This is a genomic window from Actinosynnema sp. ALI-1.44, from assembly GCF_001984155.1.
GTDB lineage: Bacteria > Actinomycetota > Actinomycetes > Mycobacteriales > Pseudonocardiaceae > Kibdelosporangium.
Genome location: NZ_MTQO01000030.1, coordinates 74,060 through 91,022 on the forward strand (window position 1 = coordinate 74,060; position 16,963 = coordinate 91,022).

Sequence of the window (16,963 nt, forward strand, 5' to 3'; positions counted from 1 at the left end):
GGTGAACGCTCCGTTTCCGAACAGTGCTCTTAACACCCGAACCTACTTGAAAGGTGTGCACATGACTGGATGGCAGCCACCTGACGGCGTGTCAGGCGACTACTCCGCCATCAAGGTCTCCGTAGGCATGCTCGGGCCGTCTCGCTTTCGTTGCCCCGCCCGTGACGCGATGGCGTCGCGACAGGGGTTGCGCGCCGAAACATTGGTGCGCCGGAAACCCGAATACCTCGAAAACTTCGCGAATGGCCCCTTCATGCGGGCGATGGACCTGATCGAGTTCCACCGACGGCCGGTGGACTGGGCGCTGCGGACGGCTTGCGCGTCGACGGTGCCTGGCCGAGTGGTCCATGCATCCGTCGAACAGTGGGCCGCGCACGGAGTGTTCGGCTACCTGCAAGCTTTCGCCGACGACTCCGAGGTAGTACCGGTTAGGGAGAACTGGCGCTACCTCAGGGAATGGAGCGTCCCCGACCAGCGGGGTGCCAAGCGGTACGCGATCTCGGTGTGGGGACGCTGCTACAACTCGGAAGACCACCGCCTCCGCGAGCTCCGACTGCTCACCAACCGGGCGAACGGGCGGACGAGGACGGAGGCGGAAGTCGCCGTCGCGGCCCTGGTCCTCGCTTCGGCGCTGCCCCAGCCACTCCCAGAACGCGTCCGGATCCGGCAGTTCGCACTGCTCGACGGTACGACGACCACCTTGTTCGACGGTTCGAGGCGGGCCGCACTCGACCTCTACGACGTGGCTGGGAGGCCCGCGCTGGCAGGCCTCGTGGACGCACCTGGCGGCCTCGACTATCGACCTGGGGCGGCCTGCGCGGACTGTCCGTTCGCGGCGGTGTGCCCCGCCCTGCCGCGCTACGCGGGCGTGCTCGGTGTGCAGGACGACCGCAGACCACGGCGCGCGTGGTCCCCGACGACCAGCCGCTCCTACCGGCGTTGTCCCGCGCAGGAGTTCTCCCGCAGGCAGCGGCTACCGCTGGACCAGTCCAAAGAACGAGGAGAATCCGCCGAGCGTGGTCGGGCCGTGCACCGTTACCTGGAGAACCTCCACGGCGCCGGAACAGCGTCACCCTGCGACTCCAAGGTCTCGGACAACTGGGTTCCTGGCGAGTTCGACCTGCCTGACAGAGAACGCGAACTGGGCGCGGAGTTGCTTCGGCACCACGCGGAGGTGTGCCCCCTCAAGCTCGCAGCGTCGCTGGCCGACGTGCGGGTGGAACCGGACATCGTGTTCCACGACACCGACGCGGACACCGTGGTGTTGGCGAAGCCGGACCTGCTCTATCGCGACCGGGGCGCGTGGGTATGGCGCGAGGTCAAGACCTCGACGTCGACCGCGAGGCCGTCCCGGTGGTTCGACTACTACCCGCAACTGGCGCTGGCCGTGGTCCTCGCGGCACGCGGCGATCTCGGGCCGGGGCGCGGCAGGGTCGAACTCGAAGTGCTACGACCGTCCGGAGTGGACCTCGTTGTGTTCGACCCGGACACCCCGCGGGTCCTGGCGGAGGCAGAGTCCTCGCTGCGGGAGCACTTCCGCCCTTGGCACCTGGACGACCGATTCGCGCCGAAACCTGGCGACCACTGCCGCAACTGCGAGGTCTCGCGCTGGTGCACCGCAGCTGTCGGAGGAAGGGCCGGTAATGATTGATCCCACGACCGACGCTACCGGCCTGCTCACACAGATCGCCCGCGGTGTGGTTGCGTTGTCCGCGCACAGCGATCGCGGCGGCCCGACGCCTCCGCCCTACCCGCAGGAGACGCAGAGCGCACTCGATCAACTGGTGTTGTGGGCACTACGGGAGAACCGCACCCCGCCGGCTGGTGTCCCGGATCTCGTCTTCTTGTGCACTGGGCGAACTCTCGCCCAATGGGCGGCGATGGGCATCGGCGGAATCGCCGAACCTACCCAGTGTCTCGTACACAAGGTGGCACGGGCACCCACACGAGCGTGTATGGAGATCACCGGTCAGGCGGAGTTCGCCGACCGCTTGTTCGCCTCGGCCGTCGCCGAACTCGATGTCGCCGATGTCGTCCGTGCGCGGTCGTTCCTGCAGAGCAATGTGATGATGAGTAACACCGGGCACCTCGACCTCATGAACCACGACCCGAGGTCGATAACGGTGGCGAAGGCTGTCCGACACCTGTACGAGCCTGTGCCGACCCGATTGATCTCGGCCGGCGAGATCGCTCTGTGCCCGACCTGTCGGCTCCCAGCCCTGTCCGCCGAACTCCCCGAGCACGGCACCATCTGGTGTGAAGCCGAAGTCTGCCCGCGGGACAAGCCGGTGACGGATAGTCCGAGAGCAGCGGATGTCCTATTGCTCCACCGGGCACTGCGGCTGTTCCTCGTACTTCCCGGTCTGGTGGAACAGAGTTGCCTCGAACGACTGCGGGACGCGGGCACGCCCCTGTCGCAGCTCGCCACCGGCACCTACGCAGGCCGTCTCGACGGAACCGATGGCGTGGTCCGTTTCTACGACCGCACCTGCGCCACCCTCTTGGCCGGGCAGGTGGTCAGGGACCGGGTCACCGTCGCGGTGGTCCCGGCCAACACCCTCGACTACGGGTTCCGTCGGGCCTTCGAAAACTCCCTGCCCGACGACACGGAGATCAGCTTGCTCTCGGACGAGGAGCTCGTCCTCCGGAACAACACGAAGGAGAAGGCTGATGCGCAGCGGTAGGAGCATCCTCAAGCCCTTGATTCGCCAACTGCGGGAGAAGGGCGGGCTCCGGCTCAAGGACGCCGAGCGCTTGTGCGAGGTCGAACTCGGGTTGTACCTGCTTTCGAAGATCGCACCCGCCGAGCCGGCGGTCAGCGCCTGGACGCTGTTCAGCGGGTACCCGTACGCGTCGACGCGCGGTCTGACCGCCGTCCCAGGTGCGGCGGAGGCGGTGCGGTCGGGGCGGTTCACTCTGTGGACCCTGTCCAGGCGGAGCTCCTGGCTCGAGGCTATGCAACACTATCGAAACCTGAACACGAGCGTACGAGCGTTCAGCATCCCGTCCAACGATGGGACCGCAACAGTGCGGCCCACGACAGGGATCGGTGACGACCGCTGGGACATCTACGACGCACTGCTCGGCAACGCACCGCCGTTCGAGGGCGAACCGCCCACCTTCGCCACTGAGGGTGTGCATCGCTTTCCGGTGGGCAGGAGCAATCGCAAAGTGGTCCTGCCCCACATGTCGGCATTCGACCTGCCCATCGGGCACGACCTGCACCGCAAGCAGGTCAACGGAGGCAAGCCGATCGAGATCCTCTGGGAGGATCTCGAAGCCACGGCCGAGACGATGGACGACCTCGAAGAGATCCTGATCGCAGACGAGTCCAAGCGCGGCAGATGGGTGGAACGCCTCGGCGAGGTGGAGTTGTTCCTGCCCTCGGGGAAGAGCTTTCGCAAGAGGAGGCCGCACCAGAAGTTCACGATCGATCGGCTTCAGCACCTGCTCGGCATAGTAGGCGCGGGGAAGGGCACGCTCCGCGACATCCTGACCGTCCACCTAGTCAACCTGGGCATGCGCGTCACAGTGGTGGTCGGCGATGTCGCCGAAGTGCTGAAGCTCGTACGGCTGTACAAGCTCCACACTGACGACTCGGCGGCTCCCGTCCTGGGCGCGAACGGGAAGGACCGCCACGCACGGCGGCTCCACCGCAGGTCCACCGGGCGAGGGAAACAGAACCTGCTGGCACACGACGATCAAGGATTCGAATACCTGAGCACGTCGTGTGCTCTCAACGCCTTGCTGGACGACGACGAAGAACCGCTGGCGTTCAACCAAGCTCCTTGCACCCAACTCCAGGCGAAGGGGAAGACCGACGAGGACGCTTCGCACACTACCTGGCTTCGAGGCAAGCGCGTGTGCCCGTGCTGGGTGAGGTGTCCTCGCCACCGGAGTTCCCACGAGCTCGTCGAGGCAGCAGCGTGGGTGGCCACGCCAGCGGGGCTCGTCGATGCTCGGGTCCCGTGGCCCCAGAACGGCGAACGAGTGCGCTACCTGGAAGTGGCGTGCAGGCGCAGCGACCTGGTCATCGTGGACGAAGCAGACCGGGTGCAGATGAACCTCGACGCGCTCTTCGCTCCGGCCGCGCCGCTGATCGGAGTCGGGGACAGTCGGTCGCTCTGGGACGACCTGATGAAGCACAAGACCAACCAGCTCCAGGAAGGCGAGCGCATGCAGCTGTCCAACTCGGACGTCGAGAAATGGACAGCTGCCGTCAATACGATCACCACTGCCACCGATCGCCTCTACGCGATGCTCGTGGGCAGCGAGGAGCTGAGGGAGTGGGTGCGGGTCGGTTACTTCAGCTCGTGGACATTGCAGCTCCGGCTGATTGAGGAGCGCTACCCGGCGATGGCCAGGGTCGCGGGGAACCCGGTCGACCACCTCACCCGGTTGCTCGACGAACTGCGGGACAACCCGTTCGGTGACCGGCGACGCGCCGAGGTGCCGCGGCTCGTCGCACTGATCGCCGAGCTGCTGCACACCCAGGACGAGGCCTACACCCGCGAGAAGATGCGGGACGAGACGGTGCGGATCTTCGACCTCGCCCCTGAGGTGGAACGTCGGCGGCGACTGGACGCGGCGCGTCGCCAGCAGTCGGCGCGGAGGGGAAAGCAGAAGCGGTCGAAGCAACCGCCGGACGCCGAAACCTGGATGAAGCTGATGGCGGAGCGGTTCGAGTTCACGTTGCTGCTGTGCGCGCTGGAGCCCAAGTTGGCGCTGATGAACGCGATGTGGCCACGAGTGGAGTCGGTACTCAAGCTCGACTTCAACGAGATGTACCAACGGCCGCGCGACTACGGTCCGATAGTCCCGGAGTCGCCGATGGGCAATCTGCTCGGCTTTCAGTTCATCCCGCACGGGTGCGCCGACGAGGGCGTGCAGAGCGGCGAGTTGCGGTACTTCCGCTGCAGTGGGGTCGGACGGGAGTTGCTCCGGCGCATACCGGAGATCCCGGAGGCCGACGGGCACCCACCGACCAACCTGCTGTTGATGTCCGGCAGCAGCTGGGCGGGCAGCTCCAGCCGATACCACATCCAGGTACCGGTCGGAATGATCATTAAACCTCCGCCAGCGAAGGTCCGGGCAGTCGTGCGTGGCACCCGCATGCGCGTGGAACTGCTCAAGGACAACAACGGCGTGCCGCTCAAGGTGTCGGGAGCAGGCGTGCTGCAACGCCCCGAAATCCTCCGTCGGATGGCGGTGAAGCTCGGTGAGGAGGACCACGGCGGTAGCAGACTTCAACGCGAGCTCCGCTCGCTGCCCGAGAACCGGCGGAGGATCCTGCTCCTGGTTGGTTCCTACGAGGAGGCCGCGCTCGTCGCGGACACCCTGCACACCCTGGCCCCTCGTTGGCGGGGGCAGGTGGCCCGCCTCGTTTCCGACGACTACGAGACGGCCGACCACCCCGAGGGCGACGACAGTCACGCGCCTATCCTGCGCCGTGGCGACGTCGACACCCTCTTTGAGACGCCGGCCCAGATCCTCGTAGCGCCACTGCTCGCCGTCGAGCGCGGGCACAACATCCTCAACGAGGACCAGGTGGCGGCTATCGGCACGGTCTACTTCCTCGCCCGGCCGAATCCACGACCTGACGACCTGATGCTCGCCGTGCACACCGTCAACGACTGGATCCTGAGGTTCGTCGCGGAGCCGACCGGCTTCGCGGAGGTGTTGCGCAACGCGACCAGTCTCGCCGAGGGGGCGGCCGAGGTCCGCGCACTGGGCCGGAAGGAGTGGTACAAGGCGCTCGCCCGGCCCCTGGCCTGGAGCCGCCTCGGCACGCGGTTGGACCCGGTGACCTGGGACCTGCTCGTCCTCATCTGGCAGGTCATCGGACGCCTGGTGCGCGGTGGGGTACCCGCCAAGGTGGTGTTCGTCGATGCGGCGTTCGTCCCGATGCATGCCGAGAAGCAAACGGCGAAAGAGACACGCGAGACGAGCCTCCTGGTCAACATCCACCACGTGCTCGACCAGTACCTCCGTCCGGGCAGCACCCACTGCGCCGACGAGCGCTTCATCGTCAAAGCCCTCTATCAGCCGCTGTGGGCCGCGCTGGGCGCGTGCCTCGGCTCCCTCACCGACTAAGAGGAACCATGTACAACCAGATCAGGACCTGCGCGTTTGAACACGCTCCATCATGCGACCCGTGGGTCGAACAATTCCACGTGGCGAAGTTCGCCGAGCAGTGGCAGACCGAGCTGACGGATCTGTACGCCCTTGGCTGGCGCAGCCGGGAGGCCATGGTCGGTTTGCCGGTCAGGCACCTGAACCAGGTGTTGCGCGCCGTGGCCCCTGGGGTGTTGGCGACTGGTCGCGGCGCGGCGGCCGATCCGTCGATTCCCTGGATCTACACCAACGGCGAGGTGCCCACTGAGGTTGTGCGGGCCGCATTCTTGACCTGGGTGATGTCACTGCGACCCGAGCCCGAGCATCAAGCCGCGCTGGGCCGGGTGCTCGACTTGATCAGCGGTACCGCCATCGAATGGCTGCCAGTGGAGGTGGACCTCACCTCGGTCGACCTATCAGTGGGAGGAACCGCGCTACCACCGAGGAGGCTGTACTCGCTGCTGCCTGAACTGGTCGCAATGCGCTTGGCGAAGCGGTCGTTCCGTGCTCGGGAGTCAGACGGGGAAACCCGGTTCCGGGTGGTCAACCGCGATCAGGGAACCGAGCTCGTGTCGTGGCCTCCGAGATCCACACCGTTCGACGGGGGTGGGCACTTCTACTCGGCAGTCGTCAGGGTCACCTGTCACACCGTTCCGTTCACCACCCATCTGCGGGTGCATGTCTCCACGGGGATTCGGCGGTGGGTCGCGGGAGACCGATTGTTTCTGCCGCACCGGCGATCCGCGACCGCACTTGTGGATACCCCGTCGCTCTGGGGGGACGGCGGGTCTGTGGCTCGGACCCGATTGTCGGTCAACAGCATCCGCTACGACGCCCGCCAGGGGCGGGTGGTCTGGGGCCGCAACAGCCCCATGGGCCTGCTCGGCGACCTCGACGTCATCGGCAGCTACCCGAAGGCCGAGGAGGTGATCTCCTCCCCGAAAGCATGGCTGACGGGCAGGGACGGAAAGGCGGTGGGCATCGTGCACAGCACGGCGTTGGAGACGACTCACGCCGTCGGCACGGGACTGATGCCCGACGAGCGCGCGGAACTCGACGAGTGGGTTACCAAGGGGTTGGAGCCCATGCTGCGGCGAGTACCGGATCTGGTCCGGGTTCCTCGGGTGAGGAACAAGCCCGCGCTGTTGCCAGCGGTACCGAAGACCAGGCCCGAGCAGCGGGAGAGGGTCGACCGGCAGGTTGAGGAGAATCGGCGGCGTGGATTGCGGGCTGTGTTGGCCGGTGAGCCGCTGCACGTGGATGTCGTGACGATCTTTCCCGAGTCGGCGGATCGGATCCTACGCGAGTTCGCGCGCCAGCTCGGCTGCTCCGAGGAACAGGTCACCACCGAGGTGCGACAGCGGTGGTTCTTCGATGGGCTGGAAGTACGGCTGACTGTGTCATCCCTGGGTGATCTCGCCCGCGAAGTCCATGTTCCGAAGCCCGGAACGCCGCAGCGTCCCGCAGCCGTGCGGGAAGCTCACCGGGCACGACGGCTGGCCGCCGGCGGGGCCTTCCCCCGGCTCGACGCCCCCGCCATCGCCCTGGTCGAACTACCCGGTGGCGACCGCTTCACCGAGCCGGACTCTGATCCGAAGTCAGCGCTACGGCTCGGTTTTGCCGACAGTGGGCGCCTCACGCAGTTCATCCGCCCCCTGCCCGGTTCAGGTGATGACGTCGATCAGCGAGTGCGGTCGGCATGCCTCGACGCATACCGGCAGCTCGGTGTCTTCACCACCGCCGAGCCGCGCACGAGATCGCCGCTGCCGACCGGCTTGCAGTACGTTGGTCTGTGGGTCGTCCGAGGAGCGCAGGGCAGGCGGCTCGTGGCGGTCCGGGTCCGACCTGGTGAAGAGTTTCAGCAGGTCACCGCGTGGGATGACAGGGTCAAGGACTGGGTTCCCTACCGGCGTTTCCTGTTGACCTCATCGGCTGCAGATGCGTCGTTCCGCACCAAGGGTCGGCGGAACGCTGAGGATGATCGGCTGGAGGTGGAGCGGCGGATCAGGTCAATCCTGTACCAGTCCCGGGATCGCCCTACGTTGCTGTTGGTCAACAGCGGAAATCTTCGCGAGTCCTGGCCGTCGTTGGCCAACGGCTCTCTCATGAAGGATCACCTGGGTTTCACCGGCATCCAGGATCAGCGAGTGGGAGCATATGGCGAGGAGCTCCGAGTGGTCTTGGTACGTGACCGGAACAGCCGGGAGGAGGTGCCACAGTGGTATGCACCCACGCCCGAGGGAAAACCCGCAGGCTTCGCCAGCGGACTGTGGTGCCCTGGAGACAAGGCAAGCGACAACCGGGTCTTTGCCAGCACCGCGGACCTTCCCCGCAGCTTCCCGAAGACCCCGAGGGGGCTCCGGAAGCTCGGCGACGATGTGTCCTCGCAATACGGCGCGACGGTCTCGGCGTGGAACCCGCAGTACCTTGAGGTCACTTCGCTGTGTGTTGCATCGGGTGATGCAGACTCGCCGGACAGCGCGGCGGAGTGGGCATCGGTCGCACATCAACAGCGCTTCCACGACGAGTACGACCCGCTGGCCCAACCCTTCCCCGTACACCTGGCCAAGAAGGCAGAAGAGTACTGCTGCTCAACAGAGTCGACCGAAGACGAGGTGGAATAGTCGAGCCTGGCTCCCCTCTTCGGCTGCCGCGTGACCTTGCGAGTCATGGCGGTGGACATGACAGAGATGTCAGCCTTCCTCGGTGCAGGAGTACGTCAGCGAGACCGCTGTACGCATCAGCGAGGTCAGGTACGAAGTCCATCGCTCATCGTTGGGTGGTGGACCATCGTCGCAGATGCGGAATTGAGCGAATGCCTCGTTGACCATCTGCTCCAACGTCATGCGCCTTGCGGTGTCGACGGTTGTGCGAATCACGTCGTGCTGGCGTCAGATAGCCGCACGAGGAAATGAACCCCAGCGCGACATGGTGGTCGTCGTGGATGGGGCATACGGACCGTTCGAATGCGACCCTGAACGAAGAACCCTGTCGGGACACCGATGTCGCCACTTGGCAGGTTGATCGGTGTGGTGTCAGGCAGCAAGATCAGCGGCTCGGTGTGCGGGATGCACATCCAGACTTTGCCAGGGATCGGTGTAGAGCTGATCTTTGCCATCTCCGCTACGAGCACCGAATGGGCGGCGTAGAAGGTCCTGTTGCGATCCCATAATCGGAACGTGCTTGCCAGGTCGAGGTTGCCCGCTGCGCATCCCACGCTGTCCAGGCCCCAACCATCTGTAGCGAAGGAAAACACCGTCCCCGCGAGCATCTGATCCAGAAGGCCGCCGCAGCCGTTGCTCACGACTCGATCGTGCGGATCCCGCGTGACTTTGACGACGTGCTCGCCGAGCTCGCGTGTGCGCCTGGCGCTCAGCGAGGATCGCAATAGGAGTCGAGCGACCACTTGGCAGGTGACCGCCCGAGCAGCGCTGGTTCGTGAAGGTCAGCGAAGATCGCAACTCGGACTCCAGGAAACAATCCAACTGGCATCTCGGCTGCGCTGGTCCGCAACGACCGGCGAGGGCCATACCTTGCTTGCTGCAGCAACCTCATGATCAGTGTCGTGAGCATGCGGGTGGCGCGCAAGCCACCCGCACTCGGCTATCGACTCTGGAGTAGCGGCTGGGCGTCCGCACGCTTGGCGCCACCAAACCTGTCCCGCCTGATGGCTGTTGGTTCGCCGAAGATCACCAAACCCTTCGACATCCACCACCACGATCGTCCGATGTACCGCAGGACGCGACCATGTCATGCGGTTCCCCTTTCACATCCTGGACCGATAGACGCGCCGCGCGACATGACCCCGGACGCGGCAGGCGATCAGTCTGTCTAGAGCACGTGGGATGATTGTAGAGATACTTACGTCAGTTAGTCCATAATAGACTAGCTGGTTCGTTTGGATTACGACAGAGTTCCGAATAGAGGGTATTGACGTCGGCGAGATATTCGGACGCGCTGACGAGGTCATTCCTGGCACAGGTTGGGCGGTTTATGGTGCGACCGGTCGATTCCTCTCACGTCTTTGCTGGTGAGGGGGCTGTGGCACGGGGTGGGCGGTATGCGTGGTAGGTTTTGAAGGTGCTCGCGGTGGGTTTCACTGTCGCTCCAGGGTGCTCTGCTGTCCACCCTGTTCAGATCAGGGCCTCGGCTGCGTGGTCGAGGCGGTCAATGCGACGCTGAAGAGTCGGTGATTATGGTGGTTTGAACTGGGTCTGGCTCTGGTTTCGTCGTCCGGTAACGCCCTGCGGCACGTGGGCGCGCGAAGATCCAGGCTGAGCGCCAGGCGGAAGACTCCTTTACTCGGCCGGTTATACTGGGAGTCCACCTGGGAGAACAGGCCAGAGCATGCCGCTCAGTCGTTCCGCGACTGGGGGTCAAGGGGTCGCAGGTTCAAATCCTGTCGTCCCGACGGTCGAGAAGAAGCCCTCTGGCGAAGGTGAAAAACCTGGCCAGAGGGCTCTTTCCTTACCGCCACCTCGATCACGGCGATGATCTTTACCGAGACCGTTCCGGGGGCTGAGTGCCTTACTGGGTGATTGCGACTCGCTGCGCCCTCGGCGGACACGCGATAGGCGGCCCAGTGCGGGCCTTGACTCACGCCAACTGAATCAGTTGCCACGTCACGCTACGCCTGTTGTACGGCGGCATTGTGTTTCCTTTGGCGATGGGGCTGTGGTGGATGGACTTCCAACGACCTTCCAGACGCCGCTCTCGGGGCATGACTCTCCGGTCTTGGCGGTGCGACCAACGGTCAACGTAACCTCGTAATCGAAAGGCTTGTATTAGGCCAAACGAGTAGCTCGTTACGACGGAAGTGGTACACGTCGCGTCGCTCTGCGTAACCAGTGAACCTGGTCGTCGCTGCTGTCGTTCCTACACGTACCGGTCAGCACCGAGAATGATCTTTCAACGCCGTCAAGTGTTTGACTTCCTTCTCGGCTTCTAACGCTTTCAGCGGCAACAAGGACCACTCGAGGCTTCTGTCGAGAGTTCGGCCGACCCATCTCAGGAATAGGGGCCTTGCCGCGATTTACTCAAGGCCGTGCGTCGAATGTAAGGGCGCGGCGAGCAGGTCGCGGCCGACAATCAGGGATAAAACTCAGGCCAGGCCGTGTCTCAGAAGTTGGCGCAGTGGGAGTCGGCCGATCAGCATGTGGTCGCCGTCGTCGCCGCGTGGAAGGTGTGCCAGCACTAGTAAGCGGTGGTCCAGCATAGTGGACTGCTGGAACGTGTCGGGCTCGTGGACCTGTACGTCCATTCCGGCGGCACGCAGTCCGTACGCCGCCACCAATCGCCGATCCCCGTGCCGATGACTTGCATCATCCCTAAATCAGGCGTCTGATATCAGGGTAGCCAGGTATAGCGTGGAACGCGGCTTGAGCATCTGTTCAAATCAGATACCTGATAGCCTGTCGGCGTGGGTGATGACGAGTGGGTGAGCGAGGACTTGGCCGTGCTCCCGGCGTGGGCGATCGTGCAGGCGTATCACGCGTTGGCGCGTAGCTTGTATGAATTGTTCGGGCGTCATGGGTTGACGCCGGTTCAGTTCGGGGTTCTGGCGCAGCTGTCGGATAGCCCGGGTCTGTTGCAGGCTGAGCTCGCTCGTCGGGTGTTGATCCGCCCGCAGAGCATGACTGGCGTCATCGCCGATCTTGCCGAGCGTGGTCTGTTGCTTCGGCAGGGGCCGGGTGGGCGCGGTAAGCCGGTGCCGGTACGCCTGACCGAGGAGGGGCGGGCGGTGCTCAAGGCAGCGGGCGTCTCGATACGGAAGTTCAACGAACCGGCCGTGTTGGGCCTGGAGAGCTACGAAGCGGGGATGCTCAACGCCCTGCTGCACAAGCTGATCGCTGCGCACGCAGGGCGTACCCGCTCGCAGGACGAACCATGATGACCAAGGTCTGGGTTCGGTTGTTCCTTGCCATCGTGGAGAACGTGGGCGTCCCGGTCGGTGCCTACCTGCTGTTCACCATGCTCGGTTGGCAACCGGTGTGGGCATTGGTGGGCGCCGCTGGAGTGTCAGTGCTCGTGTTGGCCGCACAGTACCTGCGTCGGCACGAGCTGACTGTGCTGGGCGGGCTCGTGCTGGCTCGTTTCGCGTTGGGAGTCCCGGTTGCCCTGGTCACCGGCGACGCGCGGGTGGAACTGGCCAAGGACTTCGTCATCACCGGTGCTATCGGGCTGTTCGCTGCGGTGTCCCTGCTCGCGCGGCGGCCGCTCATTGCGCGCATCCGTCGGGATCTCGCCGCTGACCCCGCACAGTTCGACCGGCGGTGGCGCGAGGACGCCGGATTCCACGCTCTGCACCGTCGCCTCACGCTCGTCTGGACCATCGGCCTCAGCGCGGAAGCGGTAGTCGCGATCCTGCTGATCTACACACTTCCGCTCACGCTGGCCGTGGTCACCGCCTCGATCATCGCCCCAGCAACCCTGCTCACCCTCATCGCCGCGACGGAGTGGCTCGCCCGCCGCTACACCACCACCCATCACGAACTCGGCGGCCAGTTGAAGCAGCTCGGCAGCCACTGAGCAGCCTCCCGGATGTCACGCCTCCCAGGCCCACGGCTGGTGCACCGCCAAGTCCGCTCCCACGCTGACGTATTGCGATCCTTGGCCGGGGAACAGGAAGGCCACCCGAGGTGAACCCGGCCGGGCGCTGGGACCGGCCGGGCTCATTGGCATGACGGCGTCAGGTGAGGTCGTACCGGTCGAGGTCCATGACCTTGGTCCAGGCCGCGACGAAGTCCGTCACGAACCGCTCACGGGCGTCCTCGCTGGCGTAGACCTCTGCTACCGCACGCAGTTGGGAGTTGGAGCCGAAGATCAGGTCGACCGCGGTCGCAGTCCACTTCACCTCGTCGGTGGCCGCGTCCCTGATCTCGAAGACGTGCTCGTCGGACTCCGACGCCTTCCACCGGGTCCCCGGCGACAGCAGATTGGCGAAGAAGTCGTTGGTGAGCACGCCGGGCCGGTCGGTGAGCACACCATGCCGTGTGCCACCGTGGTTGGCGCCGAGGCAACGCAGACCGCCGACGAGGACGGTCATCTCGGGTGCTGTCAGGCCGAGCATGTAGGCGCGGTCGACCAGCAGCACCTCCGGCTGGAGCTTCTCGCCGGACCGCACGTAGTTGCGGAACCCGTCCGCGCGCGGCTCGAGGACCCGGAACGACTCGACGTCGGTCTGCTCCTGGGTGGCGTCGGTGCGTCCGGGGTGGAACGGCACGGTCACCTCGACCCCGGCGTCCCGCGCCGCCTTCTCGACCGCTGCCGAACCCGCCAGCACGATCAGGTCGGCCAGCGAGATCTTCGCGCCGCCCGCGGTGTTGAACTCCCGTTGGATGCCCTCCAACGCCTCGAGGACCTTCGCGAGCTGGTCCGGCTGGTTGACCTCCCAGCTGCGCTGGGGCTCCAGGCGGATCCGGGCGCCGTTGGCGCCGCCGCGCTTGTCGGTGGCTCGGAAGCTGGCCGCGGACGCCCAGGCGGTGGTGACCAGCTGTGCGGTGGTGAGGCCGGAGTCGAGGACCTTCGCTTTGAGCGCGGCGACCTCGGCGTCACCCACGAGGTCGTGGTCGACCGCGGGCACCGGGTCCTGCCACAACTGCGGTTCGGCGACCCACGGCCCCAGGAACCGGCTGACCGGACCCATGTCGCGGTGCAGCAGCTTGTACCAGGCCTTGGCGAACGCCAACGCGAACTGGTCGGGGTGTTCGAGGAAGCGCCGGGAGATCTTCTCGTACGCCGGGTCCACGCGCAGCGCCAGGTCGGTGGTGAGCATGGTCGGCTTGTGCTTCTTGGCCGGGTCGTGGGCGTCCGGGACGATCGGCTCGGCGTCCTTGGCGACGTACTGCTTGGCGCCGCCGGGGCTGGTGGTCAGTTCCCACTCGTAGCCGAAGAGGATCTCGAAGAAGCGGTTGCTCCACTGCGTCGGCACGTCGGTCCACGTCACCTCCAGACCGCTGGTGATCGTGTCACCGCCCTTGCCGCTGCCGTAGGTGCTCAACCAGCCGAGACCCTGCGACTCCAGCGGGGCGGCCTCGGGCTCCGGACCGACGTGGCCGTCGGCGACGCCCGCGCCGTGGGTCTTGCCGAAGGTGTGGCCACCGGCGATGAGAGCGACTGTCTCTTCGTCGTTCATCGCCATCCGGCCGAACGTCTCCCGGATGAAGTGGGCTGCCGCAGCCGGGTCCGCGTTGCCGCGGGGCCCCTCGGGGTTGACGTAGATGAGTCCCATCTCGGTCGCGCCGACTTCGGGTGCCATCTCCGACTCGCTGACGTAGCGCTCGTCACCCAGCCACGCGTCCTCCGGACCCCAGAAGATCTCCTCCGGCTCCCACACGTCCTCGCGGCCGAAACCGAAGCCGAACGTCTTGAAGCCCATCGATTCCAGTGCGACGTTGCCGGCGAGCACGAGCAAGTCGGCCCACGAGATCTTCTGGCCGTACTTCTGCTTGACCGGCCACAGCAGCCGCCGGGCCTTGTCGAGGTTGGCGTTGTCGGGCCAGCTGTTGAGCGGGGCGAACCGCTGACCGCCGTCGCCCGCGCCGCCGCGTCCGTCGTGAATTCGGTACGTGCCGGCGGCGTGCCAGCTCATCCGGATCATCAGACCGCCGTAGTGACCGAAGTCGGCCGGCCACCAGTCCTGCGAGGTCGTGAGCACTTCGGTGATGTCGCGCTTGAGGGCGTCGACGTCGAGCTTGGCGAACTCCTCGGCGTAGCTGAAGCCCGACGGCAGCGGGTTGCCCTTCGAGGAGTGGGCGTGCAACACCGACAGGTCGAGTTGGTTGGGCCACCAGTCCCGGTTCGTGCGCGGACGGCCGCCCGTCTTCGGGGTCGGCGAGTCGATCGCCGGGTTCTCACTCTCGCTGCCGTGCGCCGTCACCGAGTCGTGCGCGACCGGACACCCGGCCGCCGCCTTCTGGTCGACGCCCTGCGCACTGGATGGGGCGTTGTCCTTGGGGGCGTTCATGTGTTTCCTTCCGACTTGCGGATCACTGGGAGGTGCGCTCGGCCGAACAGTCGGGGCAGGTGCCCCAGAAGACGACCTCCGCCTCGTCGATCACGAAGCCGTGATCGTCCGAGGCGGTGAGACAGGGAGGGTGACCGACCACGCAGTCGACATCCGCGATCGCGCCACAGGACCGGCAGACGACATGGTGGTGGTTGTCACCGACCCGCGATTCGTAGCGGGCGGTGGCGCCCAGGGGTTGGATGCGGCGCAGCAGACCGGCATCGGTGAGCGCGCGCAGGACGTCGTACACCGCCTGGTGGGAAATCGTCGGATGATCGACCCGCACCAGGTCGATCACTGTTTCGGTGTCGACATGGGAGTGGTCGCGCAGCGCGGCCAGCACAGCCAGCCGGGGTCGCGTCACGCGCAACGAGGCCGCTCGCAGTTGCGTCTCGAAGTCGGACTCCATACGTCCGATGATAGGGCGCTTATCTGGAATCAGTCAAAACGAGCGCTCCACCTCGGTCCTGTGTGCCCATCCTGAGTCAGGGAGCGCTTCGCCGCATCTCGAGATCGCGACACGGGCAGGTGACGTGTTCCACTCTCGGCCCTGACCGGAACGGAGTGGGTCGATGTGTCCGCTGAGGACCTCTGCCGGGTTGCCGCGATGCGCTCGGCCGCTCGGGGATCAACGGTGCCACCTGCGGGCGGGCGACCTGGTCAACCGGCGGCATCCGCCCGACCTGCGCGGGGGACGACATGATCCAGTGCCGCCAGCAGGGGAGCGACCTCGGCAACGTTCCGATCGCCGCATTCGTTGGTCTCGCCGTCCGGCGCGGCAGGACGCGGCACGGCAGCAGGCTGCGTGCCGCATCCGGCGCGGAACAGTGTCAGGACAGCGACGATCCGTTGTTCTCTACTTCTGACCGAGTACGGCGACGACCTTCTCACCGAAGCTTTCGTGCTGCTGGGAGAAGATGATGTCGAGCGGGATGTCGTCGCGCAACCTCACCCGCACGTCCCGGTTGTCAGCGGATGCCGGACGGCCGCCTACTGTCCGCTCGTAGTCGGCTTTGGTCCGCGAGGTCGGCTCCGGTCGGAAAGTCAGGTCGCTGCCGTCGGGCAACTTCGCGACGCACACGCCGTTCTCGGTGACTCTGGACGGCTTGAGGCCGAGGGTTTCCTTCGCGATCTGGCACAACTGCAGTGCCTGCAGAGGCTTCGCCAGGTCGTGGAAGACGTCCGGGGTCACCGTGACCGATTTCAGGTCGACGCCGCCGCCGGGGTAGACAGCCAGCCGGTCGGCGTCCTTCGTCAACTCCGGCAGCACCTTCGCCAGGTACTCCCGCAACAGCGTGGCATCAGCCGTGTCGGCCTCGGCCAGCAGGATCGGCCATTGGGGGCTGATCTCCCTGATGTTCATGGCGTCCGAGACAGGTGTCTCGACGAACACCTTTCCCGTTTTCTCGGTGACCATGGCATCGTGGTCGGCGATCTTGTCGTTGCCGGTGAAGGTCGTACTGGACGCCTGCTTGAGCGAGAGATCGATGGCGTGCCGGCCCCGTGCGTCGGTGATCCGGCAGTTCGGTTTCCTGCCGCCGATGTCGGGCTCGAAGTGCACCAGCACCGGGTGCGGTGGGGCGGAGGGGGAACACAGCACTCGTGCCGCCGTTTCCGGTTGCACATAGCTCAATGCCAGGCCGCCGGCCATCCGTAGCGGGCGCTGCGGCACCTCCTTCACCGCGGGCGGTGCCGAGGTCGTGGTCGTCGGCGGTGGGCCGGAGGTGTTCGGCTGGGTAGTGCATCCGGTGAGCAGCACAGCCACAACGAGTAACCGACGGTACATCGTCCTCCCCCTGAACAACGGTTCGATGATTGTGGCACGACAGGTTTCGATGGCCT

11 protein-coding genes are annotated in these 16,963 nt (G+C 65.7%); 6 read left to right on the forward strand and 5 right to left on the reverse strand.

The genetic code is table 11. The features are described from left to right. Positions 1–61 precede the first annotated feature (61 nt). From ALI144C_RS05085 to ALI144C_RS05100, 4 genes are read left to right on the forward strand one after another with little or no spacing between them, the layout of a single operon-like run. Positions 62–1,651 carry a PD-(D/E)XK nuclease family protein gene (locus ALI144C_RS05085; protein ID WP_076985826.1) on the forward strand — a complete coding sequence of 530 codons (1,590 nt, stop codon included), beginning with the start codon at positions 62–64 and terminating at the stop codon, positions 1,649–1,651. Continuing rightward, the gene (locus tag ALI144C_RS05090; RefSeq protein WP_143230411.1) at positions 1,644–2,684 is read left to right on the forward strand and encodes a hypothetical protein; all 1,041 of its coding nucleotides are present in this window, start codon (positions 1,644–1,646) and stop codon (positions 2,682–2,684) included. The genes ALI144C_RS05085 and ALI144C_RS05090 overlap by 8 nt, the downstream gene beginning before the upstream one ends. Next, complete coding sequence (locus ALI144C_RS05095; RefSeq protein WP_076985828.1) at positions 2,671–6,093, forward strand: hypothetical protein; 3,423 nt, start codon at positions 2,671–2,673, stop codon at positions 6,091–6,093. Before ALI144C_RS05090 ends, ALI144C_RS05095 begins: the two co-directional genes overlap by 14 nt. 8 nt (positions 6,094–6,101) lie before the next feature. Continuing rightward, entirely contained in the window at positions 6,102–8,738 is a 2,637-nt protein-coding gene (locus ALI144C_RS05100; protein ID WP_076985829.1) for a pPIWI_RE module domain-containing protein, read from the forward strand. A 251-nt stretch (positions 8,739–8,989) separates the two neighbouring features. Here ALI144C_RS05100 and ALI144C_RS54095 read toward each other — a convergent pair whose 3' ends face one another. Together ALI144C_RS54095 and ALI144C_RS05105 are read right to left on the reverse strand one after the other, a co-directional pair. Further along, complete coding sequence (locus ALI144C_RS54095; protein WP_143230412.1) at positions 8,990–9,418, reverse strand: hypothetical protein; 429 nt, start codon at positions 9,416–9,418, stop codon at positions 8,990–8,992. 1,797 nt (positions 9,419–11,215) lie between these two features. Continuing rightward, the gene (locus ALI144C_RS05105; RefSeq protein WP_076985830.1) at positions 11,216–11,404 is read right to left on the reverse strand and encodes a hypothetical protein; all 189 of its coding nucleotides are present in this window, start codon (positions 11,402–11,404) and stop codon (positions 11,216–11,218) included. A 129-nt stretch (positions 11,405–11,533) separates the two neighbouring features. On the opposite strand from ALI144C_RS05105, the gene ALI144C_RS05110 reads away from it, so the two are divergent. Together ALI144C_RS05110 and ALI144C_RS05115 are read left to right on the forward strand one after the other, a co-directional pair. After that, a complete protein-coding gene (locus ALI144C_RS05110) occupies positions 11,534–12,004 on the forward strand; it encodes a MarR family winged helix-turn-helix transcriptional regulator (protein ID WP_083752728.1) in 471 nt (156 codons plus the stop codon). Beyond that, positions 12,001–12,642: a VC0807 family protein gene (locus tag ALI144C_RS05115; RefSeq protein ID WP_083752729.1), complete on the forward strand. Its 642-nt coding sequence runs from the start codon at positions 12,001–12,003 to the stop codon at positions 12,640–12,642. Before ALI144C_RS05110 ends, ALI144C_RS05115 begins: the two co-directional genes overlap by 4 nt. Positions 12,643–12,802: 160 nt before the next feature. Here ALI144C_RS05115 and katG read toward each other — a convergent pair whose 3' ends face one another. From katG to ALI144C_RS05130, 3 genes are all read right to left on the reverse strand, one after another. Beyond that, positions 12,803–15,079: a catalase/peroxidase HPI gene (gene katG, locus ALI144C_RS05120; RefSeq protein ID WP_076985833.1), complete on the reverse strand. Its 2,277-nt coding sequence runs from the start codon at positions 15,077–15,079 to the stop codon at positions 12,803–12,805. Positions 15,080–15,101: 22 nt separating this feature from the next. Further along, positions 15,102–15,530, reverse strand: coding sequence for a Fur family transcriptional regulator (locus tag ALI144C_RS05125; protein ID WP_076985834.1), 429 nt, complete (start codon positions 15,528–15,530; stop codon positions 15,102–15,104). 447 nt (positions 15,531–15,977) lie between these two features. Then, positions 15,978–16,907 carry a hypothetical protein gene (locus ALI144C_RS05130; protein ID WP_143230413.1) on the reverse strand — a complete coding sequence of 310 codons (930 nt, stop codon included), beginning with the start codon at positions 16,905–16,907 and terminating at the stop codon, positions 15,978–15,980. Positions 16,908–16,963: the final 56 nt, after the last annotated feature.